The organism is Amycolatopsis orientalis (assembly GCF_000943515.2).
GTDB lineage: Bacteria > Actinomycetota > Actinomycetes > Mycobacteriales > Pseudonocardiaceae > Amycolatopsis > Amycolatopsis orientalis.
In genome coordinates this window covers 772,304-797,459 of sequence record NZ_CP016174.1, presented here as the reverse complement: position 1 = coordinate 797,459, position 25,156 = coordinate 772,304, and the positions used below count along the sequence as shown (strand labels likewise).

The window sequence follows — 25,156 nt, the reverse complement described above, 5'->3', positions numbered from 1 at the left end:
TGATCACCCGCTCACGACACCCATTGTGAGCGGGTGGGCAAATCTCTAAGGTGACCGCGTGCCTGGCGGAATGAAGCCACGACACGGATGAAATTCCCCAAACGGTGATTCATTGTTTCCGAGGAGTTGGCTTTGTTTCGAAACGCCATGAGCAGAAGCGGCTCGCGTAGCGGACGGGGTGCCATCAGCATCGCCTTGAGCGCGCTCATGCTGGCCACATTGGGCGCCTGTGGCGCACTCGGGGGCGATGAAGCGCCCAAGGCGTCCGGTGGCGACGGCGCGCTGGAGAAGCCGAAGATCAAGGTGGCCCTGCTGCCCGTCGTCGACCTCGCCCCGCTGCGGCTGGCGCAGGAAGGCGGCTACTTCAAGGCCGAGGGCCTCGAGGTCGAAGCGGTCGACGCGCCCAGCGGCCAGGCGTCGATGACCAAGATGATCGGCGGCGAGGTCGACATCGCCTTCTCCACCTACATGCCGTTCTTCATCGCGAAGAGCAAGGGCGCGGCCGACATCCGGCTCGTCGCGGACGCCGTGTCGGCCAGCCCGAAGAGCAACGCGGTGGTCACCACGCCCAACTCGTCGGTCAAGACGATCAACGACCTCGCGGGCAAGAAGATCGCGATCACCGACAAGAACACCGCCTCTCACCTGCTCACCGTCTCGGTGATGAAGGACCACGGTGTCGACACCAGCAAGGTCCAGTGGGTGCCGATGGCACTGCCGAACATCGCCAACGCGCTCGGTTCGGGTCAGGTCGACGCGGGCTACCTGCCCGAGCCGTTCCTGACCCAGGCCTCCAAGGTCGTCGGCGCGACCCCGGTCGTCGACATCGCGACCGGCGCCACCCAGGACTTCCCCCTGGCGGGCTTCGGCGCTCTCGGCTCCTTCGTGGACAAGAACCCGAAGACGCTGGCCGCGTTCCAGCGTGCGCTGACCAAGGCCGTGCGTGATTCGGCCGACCGTTCCAAGATCGAACCGCTGATCGTCAAGTACGCCAAGGTCGACGCCGAAACCGCGTCGCTGCTCACGCTGCCGACGTTCGGGTCCACCCTGGACGCCCGTCGCCTGCAGCGTGTCCCGGACCTGCTGCTGCAGACCGGGGTGCTGACGGCCAAGCTCGACGCCGCCCCGATGCTCGCCCCTCAAGCTGGATAAAGGTCAAGGTGCCACGATTCCTCCGTGCCCTGGCCGGTCTGGCCGGTTTCTTCCTCATCTGGGAAGTCATCGTCCAGGCCGGCCTGGTCCGTAAAGAGTTCCTCCCCCCGCCGTCCGTCGTGCTGGTGACGATCGTCGAGCAGTTCGGCGAGGTGCAGTTCATCCGGGACCTGATCGCCACGTTCCTCGCGTGGGCGATCGCCCTGGTCATCTCGGTCGCCATCGCCGTACCCGCCGGGCTGCTGCTGGGCAGCATCCCCGGCCTGCGGACGGCGACCGCGGTGATCATCGAGTTCCTGCGGCCGATCCCCGCGGTCGCGCTGATCCCGCTGGTGCTCCTGCTCATCGGCGGTGGCCCCGAGGCGAAGATCACGCTGGCCGTGTACGCGTCGTTGTGGCCCATCATGTTCAACACGATCTACGCGCTCGGCGAGATCGACCCCGTCCTGCTGGAGACGGCGAAGGCCTGTGGCACCGGGAAGTTCCGCACGATGACGTCGGTGGCGCTGCCGCATACCGCGCCGTTCGTGTTCACCGGGGTCCGGCTGTCCGCCAACATCGCGCTGATCGCGGTGGTCAGCACCGAATTCCTGGCCGGCGCCAAACTCGGCATCGGCAACTTCATCATGCAGGCCAGTACCGGTTCGACCAGGTTCGACCTCGTGCTCGCCGGGACCGTGGTGGTCGGCGTGCTCGGCTTCCTCATCAACGGGGGGCTGGAGATGATCGGCAGGCGAGCCTTCCGCTGGAGCACCGTCGACCGGGAGGCGGTCTCGTGACGACCCTCACGCTGTCCAGCCGCGTCGGCAGGCGCGTGGGCCGGGGCCTCGGCCTCCTGGTCCGCAACTGGCTGTTGTTCTTCGCCCTGGTCGGGATCTGGGAGCTGTCGACCCGGCTCGCCGAGAGCCCGTTCTTCCCGCCGCCGAGCGAAATCGTGGCCACCTCGGTGAAGCTGTGGTTCAGCGGCCCGGCGTCGCAGCTGTTCCTGACCGACACCGTGTTCGACAACGTCCTGCCGAGCCTGGGCCGGACGCTCGGCGGCTGGCTGCTCGCGGGCGCCGTCGGCGTCGCGCTGGGTGTCGCGTTAGGACGGTCCAAGACCGGGATGGACTACGTCGGCCCGCTTTTCGCGTTCTTCCGCTCGGTGCCGCCGCCCGCGCTGATCCCGGTGTTCATCGTCCTCTTCGGACTCGGGCCGGGCATGCAGACCGGGTCGATCATCTTCGGCGCGATCTGGCCGGTGCTGCTCAACACCGTGGACGGGGTCCGGTCGGTGGACCAGGTGAAGATCGACACCGCGAAGTCGTTCCGGACGCCGCGGTCGTACTGGGTGCGCTCGATCGTGCTGCCCGCGGCCGGGCCGAAGATCTTCGCGGGCCTCCGGCTGAGCCTGTCCATTTCCCTGCTGCTGATGGTGATCTCGGAGCTGGTCGGCTCCTACAACGGCATCGGCCGGTCCTTGATGGACGCCCAGCAGGCGTTCGACTTCCCGCTCATGTGGTCGTGGCTGGTCCTGCTGGGCCTGCTCGGCTTCGGGTTCAACGCGGCCTTCCTCGCGGTGGAGCAGAGAGTGCTTCGCTGGCAACCCACCCGCAACGGCCGTATCTAGTCTTTCTTTCGAAGGGTCAGCAAGATGTCAACCATGCTCGAGGTCTCCGGGCTGAACCACCGGTACGGCGCGGGAGAAAAGGCGCACGTCGCGGTCAACGACCTGTCGTTCACCGTGGAAGCCGGGCAGCTCGCGAGCATCGTCGGCCCGTCGGGCTGCGGCAAGTCGACGCTCCTGCGCTGCATCGCCGGGCTGATCAAGCCGACGTCCGGCCGCGTCAGCCTGCACGGCGACGACGTCTCCGGCGTGCCGGAGGATCTGGCCGTCGTGTTCCAGGACTACAGCCGCTCGCTGTTCCCGTGGCTCTCCGTGGCGAAGAACGTCGAGTTCCCCTTGCGGTGGCGTAACTTGAGCCGCTCCGAGCGCCGTACGCGGGCGCAGGAGGCACTGGAGTCGGTCGGCCTGGCCGGTGTCGGCTCGAAGTTCCCGTGGCAGCTCTCGGGCGGTATGCAGCAGCGTGTGTCGATCGCGCGGGCCTTGGCCAGCCGGCCGGCTCTGCTGCTGATGGACGAGCCGTTCGCGTCCGTCGACGCGCAGACGCGGTTCGAACTCGAAGACCTGACCCGCCGCGTCCAGCGCGAGAACGGGAGCACGGTTCTCGTGGTCACGCACGACATCGACGAGAGCGTCTACCTGTCGGACCGGGTGCTGGTGCTGTCCAAGTCGCCCGCGACGATCGTCGCGGATCTGCCGGTGGGGCTCCCCGCGGAGCGGAACCAGATCACCACTCGCGAGTCCGCGGAGTTCGTGACGCTGCGCGGTGAGGTGGCGCGGCTGCTGCACGGGGGTGCCCCGGAGGCCGTCACCGCGGCTTCGGACGCGGCCGAGTACGAACTCGCGCAGCAGGACGCCGCCGCCGACTCCGCCACGAAGGCCCCCACCAAGAGCTGAAGGGGACTTTCCCCGCATCAGAAGCGACGAAGGGCGCTTTCCCCGCATCGCATGCGGGGAAAGCGCCCTTCGGCTCCTCAGTAGAGCGTGCGCGGGTTCGCGTCGATGCGGACGTGCACCAGATGCGGGCGGGCGTCCGGCAGCGCGGCCTCCAGCGTCGGCTTGAGGTCCTCCGCCTTCTCGACGACCGACGTGTTCAGGCCAAGGCTCTTGGCCAGTGCGGGGAAATCGATACCGCCGAGGTCGACGCCCGGCACCTTCTCCCCGCCGGCCGCCTCGCCGAGGATGCGCACGGCGGCGTACTGCGCGTTGTCGAAGATCACGAACGTCACCGGCAGGTTGTGCTGCGCCGCCGTCCACAGTGCCTGGACGCAGTACATGCTCGACCCGTCGCCGAGGATCGCGACGACCTTGCGGTCCGGACGGGCCAGCGCGGCGCCGACGGCGGCCGGGAGCCCGTAGCCCAGGGTGCCGCTGGCGACGGTGAGGAAGCCCGAGTCGGTCGACTTGATCGGCAGGTGATCGTGCAGTTCGTTGCGGTGGCTCGGCGTCTCCTCGACGACGATCGCGTTGTCCGGCAGGACTTCCGAGATCACGGCGTAGGCGAAGTCCGGCGTGATCGGCGTGACCGCGGCGGGCTTTTCCAGCCGGGTACGGGATTTCGGCGCTTCCCGCGGCGCGGCCTTGTCGATCAGCGCGCGGATCGCGAGCTTCGGCGTCGCCCGGATCCCGGTGCCCACCTCGGCCCTGGCCAGTACCTGCTCGTCGGCGTTGAGCAGGAACAGCGGCGGCAACGAGGTCTCCGACTCGCCCCGGTACACGTGGTAGATGAACGCCGGGGCGCCGATGACGACCACGAGGTCGTGCTCGATCAGCGCGCTCGCGAGCGCTTTCCGTTCCGGCTGCAGGAAACCGAAGAACTGCGGATGGTTTTCGGGGAAGGAGCAGCGGGCGGCCATCGGCGATGCCCAGACGCCCGCGCCCACCTTCTCGGCCAGTTCGACGACGTCCGGCACGGCACCCTCGTCGTCGACAGCGGCGCCGACCACGATCGCCGGGCGTTCGGCGACGTCCAAGGCGGACACCAGCTCGTCCAAAGCGGACGGATCGGGCGCGAAGCCCCGGATCCGCGGCCGCGAGACGATCGGTTTCGTGGTCTCGACGTCCCAGTCGTCCACCGGCACCGAGACGAACACCGGGCCCATGGGCGCCTGCGTCGCGATGTGATACGCCCGCGCCAGCGCGGCGGGCACGTCCTCGGCCCTGGCCGGTTCGCAGCTCCACTTCACGTACGGCTTGGGGAAGTTCGCCGCCTCGACGGCGCCGAGGAAGGGGTCGTCCGGCAGCAGCGACCTGGTCTGCTGTCCGGCGAGGACGATCAGCGGGGCGTTGTTGCGGTAGGCGGTGAAGACATGCCCCAGCGCGTGGCCGACCCCGCCGGCCGAGTGCAGGTTCACCAGTACCGGACGCCGCGCCGCACGCGCGTAACCGTCGGCCATGGCGACGACGGACGCCTCGTGCAGCGCGAGCACGTAGGTGAAGTCGTCGGGCCATTCCGTGAGGAAGGCGATCTCGGTCGTGCCGGGATTGCCGAAGATCGTGGTCAGGCCCAGTTCGCGCAGCAGTTCCCTGGTCGCGTCACGTACGGTGCGGGTAGCCATGCCCACACGCTAGCCGGTCGGCTCCCGATAGTTGAAGATGCAACCTCGAATCACCGTATGTGGTCTGGACCTGACCGCCCGCGCACGGCTCAGTCCTTGACCAGCGCCGTCCACTCGCGAACGGCGGCGACGTCCACATCGGACTCCCAGCCGGCGGGCCGGACCGCGCTGCCGACGTGGAACGCGCGCACCCCGCCCGCCCGCAGCAGATGCACCTGCTGGGCCCGCAGACCGCCGCCGACGAGCAGCTGGGGCCCGTCCGACCGGCGGGCGAGCCGTTGCAGAACCGAAAGGCCGTGCGCGACCCCGTGCGGATGCCCGGCCGCGAGCACCGTGTCGCAGCCGAGCGCGATCAGCTGGTCGTAGGCGCGCAACGGATCCCGCGCGCGGTCGATGGCGCGGTGGAAGGTCCACGGCAGCCCGTCGAGCTCCTTGGCCAGCGTCTCGCAGGCGTCGACGTCGATCTCGCTTTCCGCGTCCAGGAAACCGAAGACGAACTCGCGTGCGCCCGCGTCGATCAGCCGCGCGGTGTCCGCGCGCAGCCCGTCGAGGTCGGCGGCGGCGAAGGACAGGTTGTCGCGCAGCATGACGCGGACCGGGAGATCGGTGGCCGCGAGCACGTCGCGCAGGGTCCCCACCGACGGCGAGAGCCCGTCGCTGGCCATGTCGCTGACCAGTTCGAGGCGATCGGCCCCGCCCTCCTGCGCGCGCTCCGCGTCCGCCGCGGTCAGCGCGATCACTTCCAGCAGGGCGGGTTTCGCACTCATGGACCTTCCAATTCGCTCAAGCCGAAGGGTTGTCTTCACCCCGGGCATGGCGACCGCGCCGGAACCCGCCTTGGAGGCTGGTCATCCGTTCGCGGACCGCTTCGGGGGAAAGTGAGAGTATCGGCCTCTCCCCTCGCGGCTTTTCCGGCCTGTCGTCCTGCGACCGCGCCTCGGGAACGACGGCGGGCAAGACCGGCCAGGTCTCCTCCGCCCCGTCCTCCTGTTCCAGCTCGGCGGACGTCGGCCAAGCGGGTTCGGGCTCGGGTTCCGGTGCGGGCTCCGGCGCCTTTTCCTTCGCCTCCACCGGCTTCAGCGTCGGTTCGGTCGGCTCGTCCGGATCCACAGTGGGTTCTTCGCCCGCGTCGGCTTCCTCGGGCGCCTTCACCGGCTCGAACGAGGGAACGGACGGCGGGCCGGGCTCGGCGGGCGAGGGCCCTTCGCGGGGGCCACCGTGGTCGAACCACTGCGAAAGCACGCTCTGGTACTTGGGCATCCGCTCGGTCGGCGAGTCCAGATCGAGGTGGTTGCCCGCGTCGTCGTCCGCCGACGGCCATTCGGGCTGTGTCTCGCGTTCGACGACCGGCGCGCGCCGCGGCGGTCCGGGATCCAGCACGGGCGCGAACCGCGACTCCTCCGCGTTCTCCTCGGGTTCGGGCAGTGGGGGGACTTCCAGTGGCGGTTCGGGTTTCGGCTCCGGCGCGGCGGCGACGGGCGGGGGGTCCGGCAGCGGGGCGGGCTGTGGCGCGTCCACGATGAGCGCGGACGGGACGACGACCACCGCGGTGATCCCGCCACCCTCGGCGGAGCGCAGGCGGACGTCGATGCGGTGCCGGACGGCCAGTGTCGCGACCACGAACAGGCCCATCCGCCGGGAGACCTCGACGTCGACGTCCGGCGGATTCGCCAGCCGCGTGTTGGTCCGGTCGATCTCCGCCTGCGGCATCCCGGCGCCGTGGTCGGTGATCTCGATCTGCCATTCGCCGCGTTCGGTCGTATGCCCCTCGACCTGCACCATCGTGCTCTGGTCCGAGTAGCGGGTCGCGTTCTCCAGCAACTCGGAGACCACGTGCACGAGGTCGTTGACGGCCTCGCCGCGCACCGCGATCCGCGGCGCCGCACCGAGTTCGATGCGCTGGTAGTGCTCGACCTCCGACAGCGCGGCACCGATGATCTCGTCGGCGACGACGGCGCCGACGTCCTCACGGACGACGTCGGTTCCGGAGAGCACCAACAGGTTTTCGCTGTTGCGGCGCATCCTGGTCGCGAGGTGGTCGAGCTCGAAGAGCCCGGCGAGCGTGTCGGGATCCTGTTCGTCGGCCTCCATCCGGTCCAGCACGGACAGCTGCCGCTCGACGAGATCCTGGCTCCGCTGCGACAGGTTCACGAACATCGCGTTGATGTTCTCCCGCAACATGGCCTGTTCCCCGGCGAGCCGGACGGCCTCGCCATGCACCGCGTCGAACGCCCGCGCCACCTGGCCGAGTTCCTCGCGGCTGAACACCGGGACAGGCGCGACGGCCAGCCGCCGTCGCAGATTCTCCGGCTGCGGTTCGGGATCGCTGAGCAGACCTTCGACGGCAGCGGGCAGCTGATGTTCGGCGACCTGCAACGCGCTGCGGCGCAGGATCCGCAATGGCCGCAACAGCGAACGCGCGATGATCACCGAGAGCACCCCGGCGATCACCAGCACCGCGAGCACGATGCCGCCGTCCCAGATCGCGGACGTTCTCGCTTGTGCCGCAAGGGTGTCCGTGCGTTCCTGCAACTGGACGAGGAGCGCCTGCTGCACCTGATGGGCCAGATTGACCGTATACGTGGCGGAGGTGTCCCACTGGTTCGGGTCCAGTCCGCCGAGCCCCTGGTCGTTTTCGGCGCGGATGAGCGCCGATTCCACCATGTCGTTGCCGATGTCGACGATCAGGCCGATCACCGTGTCGTCGTACATCCGTTGCTGTTCGGGGGTCGCGAAGGTGCGGTAGTCGTTGCGGGCGGCGGCGAGTTCGGCCTCCGCGCCCAGCAGCGCGCGGGTCCTGTCCCGGTTGAGACCGCCCTGGGCGAGCGCGGCGGCCATGATCGCGCGTTTGACCGACATCTGGTCCTTGATCCGCGCGAGCGCGTTGCCCGCGAGGCGCAGCTTCCCAAGGTCCGGATCGGAAACGTCGGCGGCGGCGGAATCGCTGATGTCGAGCAGACCGGAGATCAGCTCGCTGTAGGAGCGCAGGACCGCGTCGGCGGGAAAAGCGGAGTGTTCCGCGGAAAACCGCAGACCGGTGAGGACGCGCAGCCTGTCGCTGGTGAGCTGCAAGCTGGTCGCGGCCTTGCCGTCGAGCCTGCTCTTGCTCTCGCCGAGGGTGCGCTCGAACAAGCCGATGGCCTCGTCGACCCGCTTGCGCTGCTCGGTCAGTTCGGAGACGTCACCCTTGCGATCGCCCGCGACGAACCGGACGGTGAGGTCGCGTTCGCGCTGCAGCTGGTGCACCGCTTCGGCGACAGTGCTGTCCACCCGGCCGCGGGTGGCGAATTCGGCCAGCTGCTGGGCATCCCGCAGATCCGAGTTGACCCGGAGCCCGACGAGGGCGACCACCGCGAGCGCGGGGATCAGCAGCACCACGAAGAGTTTGGTACGCAGGTGCCAGTTGCGCAGCCGCCAGCGTCCTCCGACGCGCGGATGCCGTTCCGCCGCGTCGCCCCCACGGGGACGCTTGTCGCGACGGGCCACCTGGTTTCCTTTTCCCACCACGGGACCCTTTCCCATGGCTGACATCGGGGACGAGAGCCCGAACCTACTGTAGAGTAACAAGGTTCGAGAACGATCGAAAGCCGCGCCATCCGGCGTCTCCCGCACGCGATCGTATGGGGCACGGACCATACGATCCAGAAGGAGGAGCACATTCTCTCGGTAGGTGAGCGGTGGCGATGATGCGCGTCTTGGCGATTCCGCTGGTAGCGGCCCTGCTGGCGACTGCCGGTTGCGGAGTGTTTTCCGATGGTGACCCGGATTCCGCCGCCCCGCTCGAGCGGACCGAGCTGCGGGTCGGCGTCGGAAGCCCCATCGACACGGCGCCACTGCGGGTCGCCGTCGCGGATGGGCGGTTCACCGCGGCAGGTCTTTCCGTGACCCTCGTCGACGCCCCCGCCGACCAGGCGATCGCCAAGCTTTCGGCGGGCGAGATCGACATCGCGTTCGCCGGCGACGTCACGATCTTCCGCGCCGCCGCGGCCGGGACGGCGCTGCAGTTGCAGGGCGAGGCCTACACCGCCGGGCGCAACACCATGGCGCTCGTCACACTCCCCGGCTCCGACTACACCGAGCCGACGGTCAAGAAGTCGCCGAAGATCGCGGTGAACATGCTCGACGACGTCGGCGTGCTCGCTGCCCGGTCGGTACTCGGGACGGCGGGGGTCGACGTGTCCAGGATCCAGTTCAAGCAGCACGCGTTCGACCGGATGCCACAGGCGTTGCAGGGCGGCGAGGTCGACGCCGCGTGGATGGTCGAGCCGTACATCACGCGGGCCGAGAAGGAACTCGGGGCGAGCATCCTCGCCGACGGCGCCCGCGGCGCGACACTGGACTTCCCGATGTCGTCCTACGTTTCGACCGGCGCCTTCGGCCAGGCCAACGCCCGCACGCTCGCCGTCTTCCGGAAGGTGCTCGGCGAGGCGCAGGTGCGGGCCGCCGACCCGGCCATCGTCCGCGACGCGCTGCCGACGTTCTCCGACATCGACCGGACCACGGCGTCACTGATCTCGCTCGGGACGTACCCGGTGTCGCTCAACGGCATCCGGCTGCAGCGCGTCGCCGACCTGATGCACAACTCCGGCATGCTCGGCGCCCGGCTCGACGTCCAGTCGATGGTGCCGCGCTAGCCGGACCCCGCCACCACCCGCGACGGACAGGCCGCTAGATGTTCTCCCCCGTCGGCCGCAGGCACACGGTGCGCTCGGGCGGCCCGGTGTAGTGCAGAGCGGTGTCTTCCGACGAGCAAACGCTCTCCGACGATCCCCGCATCACGAGCACCCGCGCCTCCGCGGTGATGTCGGTGCAGCGGACCTTCGCGATCCGCGTCTCGTGCACGACGTCGCGCAGGCAGTCCCCGGTCTCGACGTTCAGTGCGAGGCAGAGCGTCTTCTGGGCCTTCCGGGAGGTCGAATCGCCGTACAGCTCGAACTGGACGTAATCCGCGCCGCGGCACTCGGCCGAACCGGTGCGGACCTCGTCGACGCGGAAGGTCGCGCGGCTCGACGTGCAGCTCGCGGTCGTGTAGCTCTGGGAGCCACCCGCCTCGTCGGTCAGGTACAGGCATTTGCCCGCCTCCACCGAGGTGAACCGGCCCGTCTGCGTGATCCCCCAGGCCGCCAGGCTCCCCAGGCCCAGCGCGGCGACGACGCCGACGACGATGGCCACCCTGGCCGCCACGCTCAGCGGCCTCGGCTTCGGGAACGGCGTCGGCGGTCCCGCCTCCGGCATCGAGGGCAGCGTCGACGGCGGTGGCGCGGGTGGGTTGAACGGGTCGTACTCGGGCGTCCCGCCGGTCGGTGTAGTCGTCAAAGTCCCCTCCAGTCACCTGCCGCACATCCTTCCACCAGCGGTGCCGCGACGGGAGCCGGTGTGGCCGGAACGTATAAAGGGGAGGTGACCGATGGCCCGCTGATCGTCCAGTCCGACAAGACCGTGCTCCTCGAGGTCGACAACAGCCAGGCCGACGACGCGCGGATCGCCATCGCGCCGTTCGCCGAACTGGAACGCGCGCCCGAGCACGTCCACACCTACCGGATCACGCCGCTGGCGTTGTGGAACGCCCGTGCGGCCGGCCACGACGCCGAACAGGTCGTCGACGCGCTGACGACGTACTCGCGGTTCCCCGTCCCCCAGCCACTGCTCATCGACATCGTGGACACGATGGGCCGGTTCGGGCGGCTGCAGATCGCCAACCATCCGGCGCACGGCCTGGTGATGTCGACCATCGATCGCGCGGTGCTGGAGGAGATCCTCCGGCACAAGAAGATCAGCCCGATGCTGGGCGCGCGGATCGACGAGGACACCGTCATCGTGCATCCGTCCGAACGCGGACGGCTCAAGCAGGCGCTACTGAAGGTCGGCTGGCCCGCCGAGGACCTCGCCGGGTACGTCGACGGCGAAGCGCACCCGATCGAACTCGCCGAGGTCGACTGGGAGCTGCGCGACTACCAGCGCAAGGCCGCCGAGGCGTTCTGGGCCGGCGGGTCCGGCGTCGTGGTGCTGCCCTGTGGCGCGGGCAAGACGCTGGTCGGCGCGGCGGCGATGGCGCACGCGAAGGCGACGACGCTGATCCTGGTGACGAACACCGTGGCCGGACGGCAGTGGAAGCGGGAACTGATCGCGCGGACCTCGCTGACCGAGGAGGAGATCGGCGAGTACTCCGGCGAGAAGAAGGAGATCCGGCCGGTCACCATCGCGACGTACCAGGTGGTCACGCGCAAGACCAAGGGCGAGTACAAGCACCTGGACCTGTTCGACTCGCGCGACTGGGGCCTGGTGGTCTACGACGAGGTCCACCTGCTGCCCGCGCCGGTCTTCCGGATGACCGCGGATCTGCAGTCGCGGCGGCGGCTGGGCCTGACCGCGACCCTGGTGCGCGAGGACGGGCGCGAGGGCGACGTGTTCTCCCTGATCGGCCCGAAGCGGTATGACGTCCCCTGGCGCGACATCGAGGCGCAGGGCTGGATCGCACCGGCGGAATGCACCGAGGTGCGGGTGACCCTGACCGACGCCGAGAGGCTCGCGTACGCGACGGCCGAGGCCGAGGAGCGGTACAAACTGGCGGCGACGGCGGACACCAAGACCAAGGTGATCAAAACGCTGGTCGACCGGCATCCCGGCGAACCGACCCTGGTCATCGGGGCCTACCTCGACCAGCTGGAGATGATCGGCGACGAACTCGACGCGCCGGTGATCCAGGGCGCGACGCGGAACAAGGAACGCGAGGAACTGTTCGACGCGTTCCGGCGCGGCGAGATCAAGACGCTGGTCGTGTCGAAGGTGGCCAACTTCTCGATCGACCTGCCGGAGGCCTCGGTGGCGATCCAGATCTCCGGGACGTTCGGTTCGCGGCAGGAGGAGGCGCAGCGGCTCGGACGGCTGCTGCGGCCGAAGGGCGACGGACGGCAGGCGCATTTCTACTCGGTGGTCTCGCGGGACACCGTCGACACGGAGTACGCGGCGCACCGGCAGCGCTTCCTGGCCGAACAGGGCTACGCGTACCGGATCGTGGACGCGGACGACCTGCTGCGCCCCCTGTGACACGTCGCCTTTAGCGGGCTGAACGCGATCCGCGCCCGGGCGACCACCGCATCCAGAGGACGAAATGCGGAGGGTGGTCCGGGCGACTCGCGTTTAGCGGGCTAAACGCGAGCCGGAGGGGCGGGGTCCCGCGAACGGGGTATCGAAAACTGTCGGTGCTTCGAACTAGTGTTCGGGTAGAGTTGACCGAACACCAGTTCGAGGGGAAGCCGATGACGATCGCACCGTTCCGCCCAGGCACGCCGCCCGTCCAGACCCTGCCGCCCGGCCGATGGCACGGCCGGATCTGGGTATCGGACCTGCCCTTGACCAGGCCGGAGCGCTACACCGGCTGCGTCGCCGAGTTCGACCGGTCCGGGTTGTGGCCGGTGCTGATCCCGCACGACCAGCGCTTCGCGGCCAACGGCGAGGACTGGATCGACGACCGCGGCAGGCTCGCCCCCGCCGACCACCGGATCTCCTCGGTGGATCCGGCCGAGGTGCTGGCCCGCTGGTGGGACACGTCGTGCTGCGACGGCGCCTGCCTGCGCCCGTTCGGCGCCAAGTTCCCCGGCCTCGCACGCCGCCCCTCGCGCCGCGCGGATCCGCTGGCCGAAGCGGGCAACACCGGGTCGATCCTGGCCGCGCGCGGACCGCACCGGCTCGCGCTGGTGCAGACGGAGCGGCCCGCCGACATCCCGGCGATCCTGGGCTGGACAGGCATGATCAAGGCGACCGACCAGGTCCACGAGCTGTCCGCGGTCCTGCGCAGCTGGGAAGACCGCTTCGGCGCGACACTCACGGTGCTGGGCTTCGACTCGATGGAGCTGTCGGTGGCCGCGCCGCCGCGCACCCAGGGCCGCGCGCTCACGGTCGCCGCCGAGCATCGCTCGTTCTGCCTGCCCGAGTTCGCCGGTCAGCCGGGCAATCTGCGCGAGTTCGCCGCCAGCCTCGTCCAAACCCGCCGGTGGCGGTTCTCGTGGGCCTAGAGCGTGTCTCTCGAACTGAGGTTGGCCGGTTGGATCAGACACGCGCTTCGAGGAACACGGCCTGAGCGAGCGTTTGCGCCGGGCGGAGAGGGGGAATCAGAGCAGCGCGGAAAGGCGGTGATCGACGTCGCCGAGATCAGGATCGGCACTTCGGGCTGGCGCTACCCACCCTGGCGCGGGGACTTCTACCCCCGCGGCCTGGTGCAGCGGCGCGAGCTGGAGTACCTCTCCGGCAAGATGAACTCGGCCGAGATCAACGGCTCGTTCTACTCGCTGCAGCGCCCCGAGCGGTATCGCGCGTGGGCCGAGCAGACCCCGGACGACTTCGTGTTCGCCGTGAAGGGCGGCCGCTTCATCACGCATATGAAGCAACTGCGCGACGTCGAGACGCCGCTGGCGAACTTCTTCGCCTCCGGAGTGCTGGCGCTCGGCCGGAAACTGGGGCCGTTTCTTTGGCAGCTGCCGCCACGGTTGGCGTTCGACGCCGAGCGGGTCGAGGCGTTCTTCAAGCTGTTGCCGCGCACCAGCCAGGCCGCCGCGGAGCTCGCGAAGAAGCACGACGACAAACTCAAGGGCGAAGCGCACACCGATCCTAAGCCGCGCCGGAAGCTCCGGCACGCAGTCGAGGTACGGCATCCGAGTTTCGCCGAGCCCGAAAGCCTGGAGCTGTTCCGCGAGCACGGCATCGCGCTCGTGGTGGCCGACACCGCCGGGAAGTTCCCGTTCATCGACGAGATGACGAGCGACGAATTCGCCTACGTCCGCCTGCACGGCGACGAGGAGCTGTACGTCAGCGGATACAGCGACAAGGCCCTCGAACGGTGGGCCCGCAAGATCGCGGGCTGGGATCGCGACACGTACGTCTACTTCGACAACGACGTCAAGGTCGAAGCCCCGAAGAACGCGATCACCCTCGCGAAACTCCTGGCGTGAACCGCGCACGCTGCACAGTCAGCGCGCAGTGAGCGGTGTCCTGTTAAGTGACGCATGAGGTCACGGGCGTACTCGCGTGCTGCGACTGGGGGTCGGCACGCCGGGCGCCCGTGCCTCACCTCAGTGCCTGACTTCGCCGCCGACGAGGGCGGCGAGCTTCGTCCGGACGTCCTCGGCGTCCGGATGCGAAAGCTCGGTCAACACCCGCACCGACCGCAGCCAGCACTCCCGCGCCGACGAGGGATCACCGAGCCGCAGATGGATCGAACCGAGCTGGGCCAGCACGTCGGCCGCCTCGTACAGCTCGCCGTGGGCGAAGAACATCTCGACGGCTCGCCGCATGCAGGCGACACCCTCGTCGTTGCGGCCGAGCCCGACGAGCGCGATGCCCTTGGTGTGGAAGGCGAACCGGGCCTCGTCGGGCAAGGCGTGCGCCCGCAGGGCGAGGGCCTGATCGGCGAGGTCGAGTGCCTGCCCGTACCGTCCGTCGCCGGCGCAGATGTCGCCGAGCGCCTGCAGCGCGTCGGCCTCCATCCCGGAGCCGACGTTGTGCTCCCGGATGAACCGCAGGGCCTGGGTCCCGTACTCCCACGCGATCCGGGCGCCTTCGGCGTTCCGGCTGGCCAGCGTGAGGTTGTACAGCCCGCGTGCCTCACCCTCGCGATCGCCGACCAGCCGCTGCAGTTCGACCACCTGTTTCAGATAGGCGACGCTGTCCTCGTACTGGCGCGCCACCCCGCAGGCGACGCCGAGCCCGCTCAGCATCGCGGCCTCCCCGGGCCGGTCCCCGGCGTCCCGGGCGGCGCGCAGGGCGACGTCGAACACGGAACGCCAGTCCTCCAGCCGCGCCCGCACGATGAAGAACGACTGGAGCAGCCAGGCGAGCTGCCAGCACTCCTGGTGCCGTTGCTCGCGGTACGCGACGTTCACGGCCGCGATGAGGTTGCCGCACTCCTCGTCGAACCAGTCCAGCGCCTGGTCGTAGTGGCCGAATCTCAGTCCCGCGCCCGCGAACCGTTCGGGCTCGATGAGCCGGTAGTGCCGCTCCGGGCGCAGCAGCCGCGACGCGTTCAGCGCCGAAGCCAGCGAAGCGTGCAGCCATCTGTCCAGGACCTCCGCCCGCACGCCGGGCCCGTCCACCTTCGCGGAGAGTTCCGCCGCGTACGCGCGGATCAGGTCGTGGAACTGGTAGCGGCCGGGGCGGGACCGCGCGATCAGATGCGCCGAGGCCAGCTTCGAAAGATCCGTATGCGCTTCCGCGATGTCGACCCCGGCCACCGCCGCGGCCGCGGGCACGCTGAAGTCGCCGCCGGTCGGCAGGCCGAGCAGGCGCAGCATCCGCGCGGCTCGCTCGTCGAGGGCGCGATACGAGTACGAGAAGACGGCACGGATGTTCGTTTCGTCGCCGTCGGCGAGATCGAACGAACCCAGCCTGTCCTGTTCGGTCTCCAGCAGCCGGACGAACTCCCGCACGCTGAGGTCCGGGAACTGCGCGGCCCGCACCGCGAGGATCCGGATCGCCAGCGGCAGACCGCCGCAGTACCGGACGAACCGCTCGGTGGCCTCGGCATCCTCGGCCACCCGCTCCGGCCCGATCGTCGAGGCGACGAGGGCGATCGCGTCCTCGTCCGGCAGCTCCTCCAGCGCGACGCGGCGCGCGCCGTGGGTCGCCACGAGCGCCTGCAATTGCCAGCGGCTGGTCACCAGCACCAGACAGCCCGGCCCGGGCAGCAACGGCCGGATCTGCTCGGTACTCGCGGCGTTGTCCAGCAGGATCAGCATCCGGCGGCCGGCGCTGTAGGTGCGCCAGGTGGCCGCACGGCCGTCGACGTCCGCCGGGATCCGGTCGGCCGGGACGCCGACGGACGCGAGCATGGTTTCGAGCGCGGTGGCGGGCTCCACCGGATCGCCGGGACCGTATCCGCGCAGGTTGAGGTACACCTGCCCGCCGGGGAACTGCTCGCCGACCTCGTGCGCGAAATGGACGGCGAGCGTCGTCTTGCCGATGCCGCCCATCCCCTCGATCGACGCGATGGGTGTCGATCTCTCGGTGTCCAGCGCCTCCGGCACGAGTTCGTGCAGTGCCTTGAGGTCGCGCTGACGCCCGGAGAAGACCCGGAGATCCGTCGGGAGCTGGCGTGGGATCAGCGGTTCTGCGCCGAGCCGGTACCGCGTCAGCTCGGAGTCCAATGTGGTCTCGGCGGAGTCCTCCCCGGTCAAGATCGCCTGGTGCGCGCGCTGCAGCGACGCGCCGGGGTCCAGGCCGAGCTCTTCGGCCAGCACAGCGCCGATCCGGCGGTAGACGTTCAGCGCCTCGGCCTGTCTGCCTGAGCGGTACAGCGCGATCATCAGCTGTTCGTGCAGGCGCTCCCGCAGCGGGTTCTCGCGGCACAGCCTGGTCAGCTCGGGCACGACGGTGGCGTGGTCGCCGAGGGAGAGGAGCGCGTCCGCCCACTGCTCGCGGACGCGAAGGCGCTCCTCGCCCAGCTGGTCGGCTTCGTCCCGAAGCAGCGCTTCGGAATGGACGTTCTGCAGCGCCGGGCCGCGCCATTCGGACAACGCGGCCGCGAACTTGTCCGCGGCCAGACGCGGGTCGCCGCCCCTGGCGGCCTCCGCCCCCGCCGCGGCCAAGGCGCGGAACCGGGCGAGGTCGAGCAGGTTCTCGTCGAGTTCGAGCAGGTAGCCGCCGCGTTCGGTGCGGATGGTGACCTCGTCGCCGAGCGCGCGGCGGACCCGCAGGATGTAGGTCTGCAGGGCGCCCTTGGACCGCCGCCGGTCGTCCGGCCACAGCCAGCGGCCCAGCTCCTCGACCGGCACCACACTGTTCGCGCGCAGCAAGAGGCCGGCCAGCACGATGAGCGGCCTGCTGCCGCCCAGGGGCACCGGCAACCCGTCCGCCGTGACCTCGGTGGGCCCCAGCACGCGAAAGTCGAGCGCCACGCCGCTCATTCTGGCCGGGATCGGACGAAACGGCACGCGCCGGGTGCGGTGGCATGATCGGCGTCGATGGACGTCTACGCGATCCCCCTGCGCACCCGGTTCCGCGGAATCACGGTCCGTGAAGGACTGCTTATCCACGGTGCGGCCGGCTGGGGCGAGTTCTGCCCGTTCTCCGACTACTCGGACGCCGAAAGCGCGCCGTGGCTGGCGTCCGCGCTGGAGGCGAGCGAATACGGGTGGCCGTCACCGGTGCGGGACAGCGTCGAGGTGAACGCGACCGTCCCGGTGGTGTCGGCCAAGACGGCGTACGACCTCGTGTCCGCCTCGGGCTGCCGTACAGCGAAGGTGAAGGTCGCCGATCCGCGCGTGAGCCTCGCCGAGGACTGCGCCCGGGTGGAGGCGGTGCGAGCCGCGCTGGGCCCGTCGGGCGCGATTCGTGTCGACGCGAACACGGCCTGGGACGTGGACACCGCGGTCAAGGCCATCCGCGAGCTGGACCGCGCGGCGGGCGGCCTGGAATACGTCGAGCAGCCGTGCCCGTCGATCGAGGAACTGGCCGCCGTGCGACGCCGGGTCGGCGTGCGGATCGCCGCCGACGAGTCCATCCGCCGGGCCGAAGATCCGCTCAAGGTGGCCGTGGCCGAGGCGGCCGACGTCGCGGTGCTGAAGGTCGCGCCGCTGGGCGGGGTCCGGCGCGCGCTGGAGGTCGCCGAGGCATGCGGCCTGCCGTGCGTGGTGTCCTCCGCCGTCGAGACGAGCGTCGGCCTCGCTGCCGGACTGGCCCTCGCGGGCGCACTGCCCACTTTGGACTTCGCCTGCGGACTGGGCACGATGTCGTTGCTGACCGGGGATGTCTGCGGCAGCTCACTGTCCCCTGTGGACGGTCGCCTGCCAGTGCCCCTTCAGGCGCCGGAACCGGATCTGTTCGGCGTGCACGCCGCCGCTCCGGAGGTCCGCGCGGCCTGGCTGGACCGCTTCACCCGGGTCCGCGCCCACCTCCAGACGCCATGAAAGGTCCTTTCCTTGCGAAATTTGCAAGGAAAGGACCTTTCATGGCGTTCTCCGCAAGATCAGCCGCAGTGCTCCAGCGGGGATTCGTAGCTGGCGGATCCCGCCGAGCCACCCCACCTGACGCATTTGGCACCGGCGGCCGCGCTCACCGGACCGGCGTAGTACTCGAAGCTGCCGGAGTCGGTCTTCCTGGCCGAACCCTCCACTTCGAGGAAGGCCGAAACCGCGCTGCCGCTGCCGACCGAGGTCGCCTTGATGGTGGTGACACAGTTGTTCTTGGTCGTGCCGTTGTACAGCAGGTACGTGGTCGCGGCACTGCCGAGCGCCTGCGAGTCGATCACCTTGTAGCCGTCGCCGCACACCTCGACGGCGTCATACGGGTTGGGGTTCCCGCTGCCGCTGCAGGTGTTCTTCGAGGTCACGTTGGCGTTGGGGTAACCGAACTTCACGCCGTTGAAGTACGCGGGCTTGATGTTGTCCGGCCACGACGCGTCGTTCGTGCGGACTTCGTAGTGCAGGTGGGGGCTGATGTTGTTGCCGGGCTTGGAGGTGTTGCCGACCTCGCCGATCTTCTGCCCCTGCGCGACCTGCGCGCCGACCGCGACCGAGCGGACCTTCAGATGCGCGTAGTAGGTCGACCATCCCCCACCGTGGTCGATCTTGACCAGGTTGCCGAAGCCGTTCGCCGAACCCTGGTGCGCCGAGGTGACCACCTTGCCCGCGGCCGCGGCGACGACCGCGTCGCCCAGGTCCGCGTCCGCGGAACCACCGCGGTTGAAGTCGATTTCGTAGGCCCGGTGCGCACTGCTGTTGTCGTTGTCGCCGTTCCACACCTGGTTGCAGGGGAACGGAAGCTGGAAGTTGGGACGCGGACCGACGGCGGCTTCGGCCGACGTCGCGGTGATCGCCAGCCCGGCCATGCCCAGCAGCGCGGTGGCGGCCGCGGTGACCACTCGTCTGAATCTCATCGGATGTCCTTTCTCGGCGTTTCGTGAGAAGCGTCCCGAAAGGGCGTACAAGTGAGATACAAACGACCACGAGCCCTCCCGGCCGAGGGGTGCCAGGAGGACTCGTGTCGCCGCCGCACCGGATCCGTCCGCGTCTTCCCCGATCCGGTGCGGGTGTCTCAGCCGACCCGCTCGATGGTGGCCCGGCGGATCAGGAACTTTCCCGGTTCACGGACCTGTTCGAAGGCCGCGTTGTTCAGCAGCGCGCAACTGCCGGAGACACCGGTGACCTCGACGGTCGTGGACTTCGCGTTGTCCAGGTTCGTCACCTTCAGCTTGGTGCCCGCCGGGAACTCACTGCTGGACGCGGCGGGCGCGCCGCCCTCGCCGGACAGCGTCACCGTGGAGCCCTGGCAGACGACCTCGCCGTCCCCGGTATCCACGGCCGTCTCGTCCTCGGCCGCCATGGCGTCGTCCATCCCGGCGGCCTGTTCGGCGGCCTTCTCGGCCTCGTCGGCGGCCTGGTTCTGTTCCTGTTTCCCGCCATCGGCCCGCACGTTCTCGGTACAGCCCGCGGTCTGACGGCGTTGCTGGATGAGGTCGACGACGGCCTGCCGGTTCGCGATCCGCGCGCCGGAGAGCGCGTCCGGGCTCGACTGCTGTCCGGCGATGAAGTCGAGGTTGTTCCGGAGGGCGGTGTCGAGTCCCTGACAGTTTTCCGCGGCCTGCCCGTCCGGGGTGCTCACCGCGAACATCGTCGCGGCGATGGCGGCCACCCCGAGTACGGACGCGAGGCCGACCGTCGCGCGCTTGCGGTGTTTCCCGGCGCTCTTCATCATCCGTGTTCCTCCGGTCTGGTTCCTCCTCACCCACATCTGGAGATACGGTCGGATAACGAAAGTGGTTCAAACCGATTTCAGCCCAGCCACGGCTTGGCGATACGCGCGTACGTGCCGTCGTTCAGCACCAGGTGCAGCCATTGGTCGGCCCACTCCTTGAACACGATGTCGCGCGGCAAGAGGTACGCCTTCTCCGAGAAGGTGAACGGCTCGTCGGGATGCACCGCGCACAGTCGCGGATTCCGCTTTGCCTGCCAACGGGTTTCGGTCGCGTCGGTGATCATCAGGTCGGCGCGGCCCGCCATGATCTCGGCGAAGATCGTGTTGTTGTCCGGATGCCGCACGATGGTCGCCCGCTTGAGGTTGGCGTCGGCGAACTGTTCGTTGGTACCGCCCGGATTCACGATCGCCCGAACGCCCGGCTGATCGATCTGCTCCAGCGTCTGGAACCGTTTTTCGTTCTCGCACAAGGTGATCGGCGTCTTGCCGTCGCGAAGATAGGGATCGGTGTAGAAACCCTTCTTGGCACGGTCCAAGGTCACCGAAACCCCGCCCATCGCGAGATCGCAGTTCCGCCCGACGTCGTCGGCGATCGCCTTCCAGGTGGTCTGAACCAGTCGCAGGCGGACGCCGAGCCGCCGGGCGAGATCGCCCGCGAGGTCGATGTCGATCCCGCTCCACGCACCGGCCGGGTCGCGGTAGGTGAACGGGCGATAGTCGCCCGTGGAGCACATGCGGATCTCGCCGCGGGCCTGCACGACGTCCAGTCTGCTCTGCGCGCCGTACCCCTCGGGCGCGGCACTGGCCGTGCCGATTCCCAGCACGGTCAGCACCGCGACCCCGAACGTGAGCGCCTTCGCCTTGATCGTCATCACCGCATTTTCCACACCCCGGGGCAGGCGCGCACCCATCCCTGAGGGGTCGGATTCCAGGGTCGGCTCGGGGCCGTTCCCCGATGTGCGGAGGGGCGGTCCCGGGCGAATATCGAGTCATGACGAACAGCGTGTACACCCCTCAGACCACCAAGAAGCTCTTCCGCAGCCGGACCGACAAGATGCTCGCGGGCGTCGCCGGCGGCTGGGCCGCCTACCTCGGCGTCGACGCCGCGATCCTGCGCATCGCCCTCGTGGCGAGCGTCTTCTTCACGGCCGGGTTCGCGATCCCGGTCTACGTCGCCGCGTGGGTCCTGACCCCGGAGCAACCGGGCGAGTCCTGAACGGGGACGGACGCCGCGCGCAGGGGACGCGGCGTCCGCACGGATCGCGTTTAGCCCGCTAAACGCGATCCGGGGCCGGGGGGGTGAGGGGTGGGGGTGGCGTGAGGCCCGGACATGGGGATGTCCGGGCCTTTCGCCGTACGCGGGGAGCAAGGGACCTTTGCTATCGCGCCGCGGGTCGCTTGGACCCGGGGCTTGGGAGGGATGAGAAAAGCCCGGACGCGCGAGGCGCGTCCGGGCTTTCCGGTGGTGCTACAGGCTCGAACTCAGAAGTCCATGCCGCCCATGCCACCGGACGGGTCGGCGGGAGCGGCCGAGGCCTTCTCCGGCTTGTCCGCCACAACGGCTTCGGTGGTCAGGAACAGCGCCGCGATGGAAGCGGCGTTCTGCAGCGCGGAGCGGGTGACCTTCGTGGGGTCCGGCACGCCGGCGGCGAGCAGGTCCTCGTAGACACCGGTGGCGGCGTTGAGGCCGTGACCCTGCGGGAGGGACTTGACCTTCTCCGCCACGACGCCGCCTTCGAGGCCGGCGTTGATCGCGATCTGCTTGAGCGGCGCCTCGACGGCGACCTTGACGATGTTGGCACCAGTGGCCTCGTCGCCCTCGAGCTTCAGACCGGCGAAGGCGGCCTCGGCGGCCTGGATGAGAGCGACGCCACCACCGGCGACGATGCCCTCTTCGACGGCGGCCTTGGCGTTGCGCACCGCGTCCTCGATGCGGTGCTTGCGCTCCTTCAGCTCGACCTCGGTGGCGGCACCGGCCTTGATGACGGCCACGCCGCCGGCCAGCTTCGCCAGACGCTCCTGGAGCTTCTCGCGGTCGTAGTCCGAGTCCGAGTTGTCGATCTCGGCGCGGATCTGGTTGACGCGACCCTGGATCTGGTCGGCGTCGCCCGCACCCTCGACGATGGTGGTCTCGTCCTTGGTGATGACGGCCTTGCGCGCCTTGCCCAGCAGGGAAAGGTCCGCGTTCTCCAGCTTGAGGCCGACGTCCTCGGAGATGACCTGGCCACCGGTCAGGATCGCGATGTCCTGCAGGATCGCCTTGCGGCGGTCACCGAAGCCCGGGGCCTTGACGGCGACGGACTTGAAGGTGCCACGCATCTTGTTGACGATCAGGGTGGCCAGCGCCTCGCCCTCGACGTCCTCGGCGATGATCAGCAGCGGCTTGCCGGACTGGATGACCTTCTCCAGCAGCGGCAGCACGTCCTTGACGGTGGAGATCTTGGAACCGAAGAGGAGGACGTACGGGTCCTCGAGCTCGGCTTCCTGACGCTCCGGGTCGGTCACGAAGTAACCGGAGATGTAGCCCTTGTCGAAGCGCATACCCTCGGTGAGCTCGAGCTCGAGCCCGAAGGTGTTGCTCTCCTCGACGGTGACGACGCCTTCCTTGCCGACCTTGTCCAGCGCCTCGGCGATCAGCTCGCCGATGGTGCGGTCAGCGGCCGAGATCGAGGCGGTAGCAGCGATCTGCTCCTTGGTCTCGATCTGGACGGCCATCTTGTGCAGCTGCTCGGTGATGGCCTCGACGGCCGCCTCGATGCCACGCTTCAGGCTGATGGGGTCGGCCCCGGCGGCGACGTTGCGCAGACCCTCGCGGACGAGAGCCTGGGCGAGCACGGTGGCGGTGGTGGTGCCGTCACCCGCGACGTCGTCGGTCTTCTTGGCAACTTCCTTGACGAGCTCGGCCCCGATCTTCTCCCACGGGTCCTCGAGCTCGATCTCCTTGGCGATGGAGACACCGTCGTTGGTGATCGTCGGCGCGCCCCACTTCTTTTCGAGCACGACGTTCCGGCCCCGCGGGCCGAGGGTCACCTTGACGGCTTCGGCGAGGGTGTTCAAGCCGCGCTCTAGACCGCGGCGGGCGTCCTCGTCGAACGCGATCAGTTTGGCCATTTCGGTGTGGTCCTCCGGTATTGGGCGCCGCCGCACGCCTACTCAGCGCGGCGGCAGGACACGTCCTCGGCCAGGCTCGGTGCCCGCGACGGACGACCCACCCCGTGAAGGGTGCGGCCTCACCGTCCCGACCTTCAGGCGAGCGATCGGTGACCGCTCACCTGGCACTCGACGGCGTCGAGTGCCAATGCCGTGTTTAGCACTCTCCGGGGGAGAGTGCAAGAACCGCAGGTCAGCGTGGTGGTGTCAGCTGCTCGGCTTGATGGAGATCGACGTCGGCGGAGGCTTCAGCGACGACTGCGGGGCCTGCGACTGCGAGCCGCCGGGGCCGACCGGGATGTTCGGCGCGGTGGTCTGCGGACCGTTGCCGGAACCCGAGTCACCGAAGACGAAGATCGCGGCGACGATCGCGCCGGCGACCACGAGGACGCCGACGATGATCCAGATCCACTTGGCGCCGCTCTTCTTCTTGGGCTGGAAGCCGCCCTGCTGCTGTGGCGGAGGGCCGTAACCCGGGGGCGGGCCCTGCTGGAAGCCACCCTGCTGCTGGAACCCGCCCTGGTGCTGCGGCGGGCCGTAACCCGGCGGCGGACCCTGCTGGAAGCCACCCTGTTGCTGGTAGCCACCCTGCTGGGGCGGCGGGCCGTAGCCAGGCGGCGGGCCCTGCGGCCCCGGTCCCTGCTGGCCGTAGCCCGGCTGCTGTCCTCCGTACGGGTGCACGGGGCCCCCCTCTCCCTGTGGCGGCGTGTTCTGCCGTGCCTGGTGCGGTACCGCCTGCTGGACGGTCGCGGCCGCCGCCTGCCCGGGCGGACCCGGAGGCTCGTTCGAGCTCGCGAGCGGACCCAGGGCGCGCCTGGCGGCCGCGATCATCTCAACACAGTTCGGGTAGCGATCGGCGGGATTCTTCGCCATTCCCTTCCGGATGACCTCGTCGATCGCGGCGGGCAGGCCGACGATCCGGGAGATGGCCGGGGGCTCGCCGTTCAGATGACCCTTGATGACCGTCTGCACGTCGCCCTTGAAGGGCGGGCTGCCGGTCAGGCAGGCGTAGAGGACACAGGTGAGCGCGTACTGGTCCGTGCGGCCGTCGAGCGGCTCGCCGCGCAGGTGCTCAGGCGCGGCGTAGGTGGGCGAGCCGAGGAAGTCGCCGCCGCGGGTCCGGTGGCCGGTGGCGCCGCGGCGGGTCAGGCCGAAGTCGGCGACGTAGACGTGCTCGCGCGAGGTCTCCTTGCTGGTGACCAGGACGTTCGCCGGTTTGACGTCGAGGTGCACGAGACCCCGGTTGTGCAGGGTGTCGAGCGCGTCGGCGACCTGGTCGAGCATGGTCAGCGAGCGCACGGGCGCGATCGGGCCGCCGGAGATCAGCCCGGCGAGGTCCCCGCCGTCGACCATCCGCATGGCGATGTAGAGCATGCCTTCGAGCTCGCCGAAGTCGTACAAGGGCACGACGTTGGCATGGTCGATCGCGGACGTGTTCCGCGCCTCGTCGACGAAGCGTTCGCGGAACTCGGCGTCGGCCCCGAGGTGATCACCGATGACCTTCAGTGCCACCTTGCGTCCGAGCCGCACGTCCGTGGCCTTGTAGGTCACGCTCATGCCGCCCTTGCCGAGCACCCCGTCGATGCGGTAGTTGCCCAGCCGGCGACCGGTCAGGTCCCCCGACTCATCGCCTGTCACGCAGCGCAGCCTAACGCGCCAGTTCCGGAGGCCGCCGGGGGTTCGCCCGAACCAAGGTCTACTCCGATCAGGAGACCTTGCGCACGTCCGCCGCTTGACTCCGCCCGTCACGCCCGGACTGGACTTCGAATTCCACGCGATCACCCTCGTCGAGCGTCCGGAATCCGTCGGCCTGAATGGCCGAGTAGTGGACGAAGACGTCGGGCCCTTCGGTGGATTCGATGAATCCGTAGCCCTTTTCCGAGTTGAACCACTTGACGGTGCCGACTGCCACGGCGCCCTCCCTCAGCACGGGACCCGCCGGCCTTCTCTGCCCCGGACGGCGGTTTCGAGTGCAGTTCACGCTACCCGAATTACCGGCGTCGGCAAT

The 25,156-nt window shown here is 69.3% G+C and carries 21 protein-coding genes; 10 read left to right on the top strand and 11 right to left on the bottom strand.

The features are described from left to right. Positions 1-147 precede the first annotated feature (147 nt). The 4 genes from SD37_RS03860 to SD37_RS03845 are packed head-to-tail and all read left to right on the top strand — an operon-like array spanning position 148 to position 3,652. Complete coding sequence (locus tag SD37_RS03860; RefSeq protein ID WP_236725266.1) at positions 148-1,152, top strand: ABC transporter substrate-binding protein; 1,005 nt, start codon at positions 148-150, stop codon at positions 1,150-1,152. 8 nt (positions 1,153-1,160) lie between these two features. Further along, a complete protein-coding gene (locus SD37_RS03855; protein ID WP_037318058.1) occupies positions 1,161-1,931 on the top strand; it encodes an ABC transporter permease in 771 nt (256 codons plus the stop codon). Next, entirely contained in the window at positions 1,928-2,761 is an 834-nt protein-coding gene (locus SD37_RS03850; protein WP_044853860.1) for an ABC transporter permease, read from the top strand. Before SD37_RS03855 ends, SD37_RS03850 begins: the two co-directional genes overlap by 4 nt. A gap of 24 nt (positions 2,762-2,785) precedes the next feature. Beyond that, positions 2,786-3,652, top strand: coding sequence for an ABC transporter ATP-binding protein (locus SD37_RS03845; protein ID WP_044853859.1), 867 nt, complete (start codon positions 2,786-2,788; stop codon positions 3,650-3,652). Positions 3,653-3,729: 77 nt separating this feature from the next. Here the strand turns inward: SD37_RS03845 and mdlC are convergent, their stop codons facing one another. From mdlC to SD37_RS03830, 3 genes are all read right to left on the bottom strand, one after another. After that, positions 3,730-5,313: a benzoylformate decarboxylase gene (gene mdlC, locus SD37_RS03840; protein ID WP_044853858.1), complete on the bottom strand. Its 1,584-nt coding sequence runs from the start codon at positions 5,311-5,313 to the stop codon at positions 3,730-3,732. A gap of 89 nt (positions 5,314-5,402) precedes the next feature. Further along, positions 5,403-6,080 carry a copper homeostasis protein CutC gene (locus tag SD37_RS03835; RefSeq protein WP_044853857.1) on the bottom strand — a complete coding sequence of 226 codons (678 nt, stop codon included), beginning with the start codon at positions 6,078-6,080 and terminating at the stop codon, positions 5,403-5,405. Between the two features lie 16 nt (positions 6,081-6,096). After that, a complete protein-coding gene (locus SD37_RS03830) occupies positions 6,097-8,799 on the bottom strand; it encodes a sensor histidine kinase (RefSeq protein ID WP_174567820.1) in 2,703 nt (900 codons plus the stop codon). A gap of 200 nt (positions 8,800-8,999) precedes the next feature. On the opposite strand from SD37_RS03830, the gene SD37_RS03825 reads away from it, so the two are divergent. Then, a complete protein-coding gene (locus SD37_RS03825) occupies positions 9,000-9,947 on the top strand; it encodes an ABC transporter substrate-binding protein (RefSeq protein WP_044854065.1) in 948 nt (315 codons plus the stop codon). A gap of 34 nt (positions 9,948-9,981) precedes the next feature. Here SD37_RS03825 and SD37_RS03820 read toward each other — a convergent pair whose 3' ends face one another. Further along, positions 9,982-10,629, bottom strand: a complete 648-nt coding sequence (locus tag SD37_RS03820; RefSeq protein ID WP_052675062.1) for an LppU/SCO3897 family protein — start codon at positions 10,627-10,629, stop codon at positions 9,982-9,984. Positions 10,630-10,713: 84 nt separating this feature from the next. On the opposite strand from SD37_RS03820, the gene SD37_RS03815 reads away from it, so the two are divergent. The 3 genes from SD37_RS03815 to SD37_RS03805 all read left to right on the top strand — a co-directional run bounded on the left by SD37_RS03815 (position 10,714) and on the right by SD37_RS03805 (position 14,261). Continuing rightward, positions 10,714-12,360 carry a DNA repair helicase XPB gene (locus tag SD37_RS03815; protein WP_044853854.1) on the top strand — a complete coding sequence of 549 codons (1,647 nt, stop codon included), beginning with the start codon at positions 10,714-10,716 and terminating at the stop codon, positions 12,358-12,360. Between the two features lie 212 nt (positions 12,361-12,572). Beyond that, positions 12,573-13,328 carry a DUF4253 domain-containing protein gene (locus SD37_RS03810; protein ID WP_044854064.1) on the top strand — a complete coding sequence of 252 codons (756 nt, stop codon included), beginning with the start codon at positions 12,573-12,575 and terminating at the stop codon, positions 13,326-13,328. Between the two features lie 117 nt (positions 13,329-13,445). Continuing rightward, positions 13,446-14,261 carry a DUF72 domain-containing protein gene (locus SD37_RS03805; protein ID WP_145926522.1) on the top strand — a complete coding sequence of 272 codons (816 nt, stop codon included), beginning with the start codon at positions 13,446-13,448 and terminating at the stop codon, positions 14,259-14,261. Positions 14,262-14,381: 120 nt separating this feature from the next. On the opposite strand, the gene SD37_RS03800 is transcribed toward SD37_RS03805, so the two are convergent. After that, the gene (locus SD37_RS03800) at positions 14,382-17,201 is read right to left on the bottom strand and encodes an AfsR/SARP family transcriptional regulator (RefSeq protein ID WP_472239609.1); all 2,820 of its coding nucleotides are present in this window, start codon (positions 17,199-17,201) and stop codon (positions 14,382-14,384) included. A 66-nt stretch (positions 17,202-17,267) separates the two neighbouring features. On the opposite strand from SD37_RS03800, the gene SD37_RS03795 reads away from it, so the two are divergent. Continuing rightward, the gene (locus tag SD37_RS03795; protein WP_044853852.1) at positions 17,268-18,212 is read left to right on the top strand and encodes an o-succinylbenzoate synthase; all 945 of its coding nucleotides are present in this window, start codon (positions 17,268-17,270) and stop codon (positions 18,210-18,212) included. Between the two features lie 59 nt (positions 18,213-18,271). Here the strand turns inward: SD37_RS03795 and SD37_RS03790 are convergent, their stop codons facing one another. From SD37_RS03790 to SD37_RS03780, 3 genes are all read right to left on the bottom strand, one after another. Further along, positions 18,272-19,180 carry a M23 family metallopeptidase gene (locus SD37_RS03790; protein ID WP_044853851.1) on the bottom strand — a complete coding sequence of 303 codons (909 nt, stop codon included), beginning with the start codon at positions 19,178-19,180 and terminating at the stop codon, positions 18,272-18,274. A gap of 158 nt (positions 19,181-19,338) precedes the next feature. Then, a complete protein-coding gene (locus tag SD37_RS03785; protein ID WP_044853850.1) occupies positions 19,339-19,998 on the bottom strand; it encodes an RlpA-like double-psi beta-barrel domain-containing protein in 660 nt (219 codons plus the stop codon). 77 nt (positions 19,999-20,075) lie between these two features. Next, positions 20,076-20,870, bottom strand: coding sequence for a transporter substrate-binding domain-containing protein (locus SD37_RS03780; RefSeq protein ID WP_044853849.1), 795 nt, complete (start codon positions 20,868-20,870; stop codon positions 20,076-20,078). A gap of 119 nt (positions 20,871-20,989) precedes the next feature. Here SD37_RS03780 and SD37_RS03775 point away from each other — a divergent pair, with 119 nt between their 5' ends. Further along, positions 20,990-21,214: a PspC domain-containing protein gene (locus SD37_RS03775; protein WP_044853848.1), complete on the top strand. Its 225-nt coding sequence runs from the start codon at positions 20,990-20,992 to the stop codon at positions 21,212-21,214. A 266-nt stretch (positions 21,215-21,480) separates the two neighbouring features. Here SD37_RS03775 and groL read toward each other — a convergent pair whose 3' ends face one another. From groL to SD37_RS03760, 3 genes are all read right to left on the bottom strand, one after another. Beyond that, entirely contained in the window at positions 21,481-23,109 is a 1,629-nt protein-coding gene (gene groL, locus SD37_RS03770) for a chaperonin GroEL (protein ID WP_034308290.1), read from the bottom strand. Between the two features lie 246 nt (positions 23,110-23,355). After that, a complete protein-coding gene (locus tag SD37_RS03765) occupies positions 23,356-24,786 on the bottom strand; it encodes a serine/threonine-protein kinase (RefSeq protein WP_044853847.1) in 1,431 nt (476 codons plus the stop codon). A 67-nt stretch (positions 24,787-24,853) separates the two neighbouring features. Beyond that, entirely contained in the window at positions 24,854-25,060 is a 207-nt protein-coding gene (locus tag SD37_RS03760; RefSeq protein ID WP_005164266.1) for a cold-shock protein, read from the bottom strand. Positions 25,061-25,156: the final 96 nt, after the last annotated feature.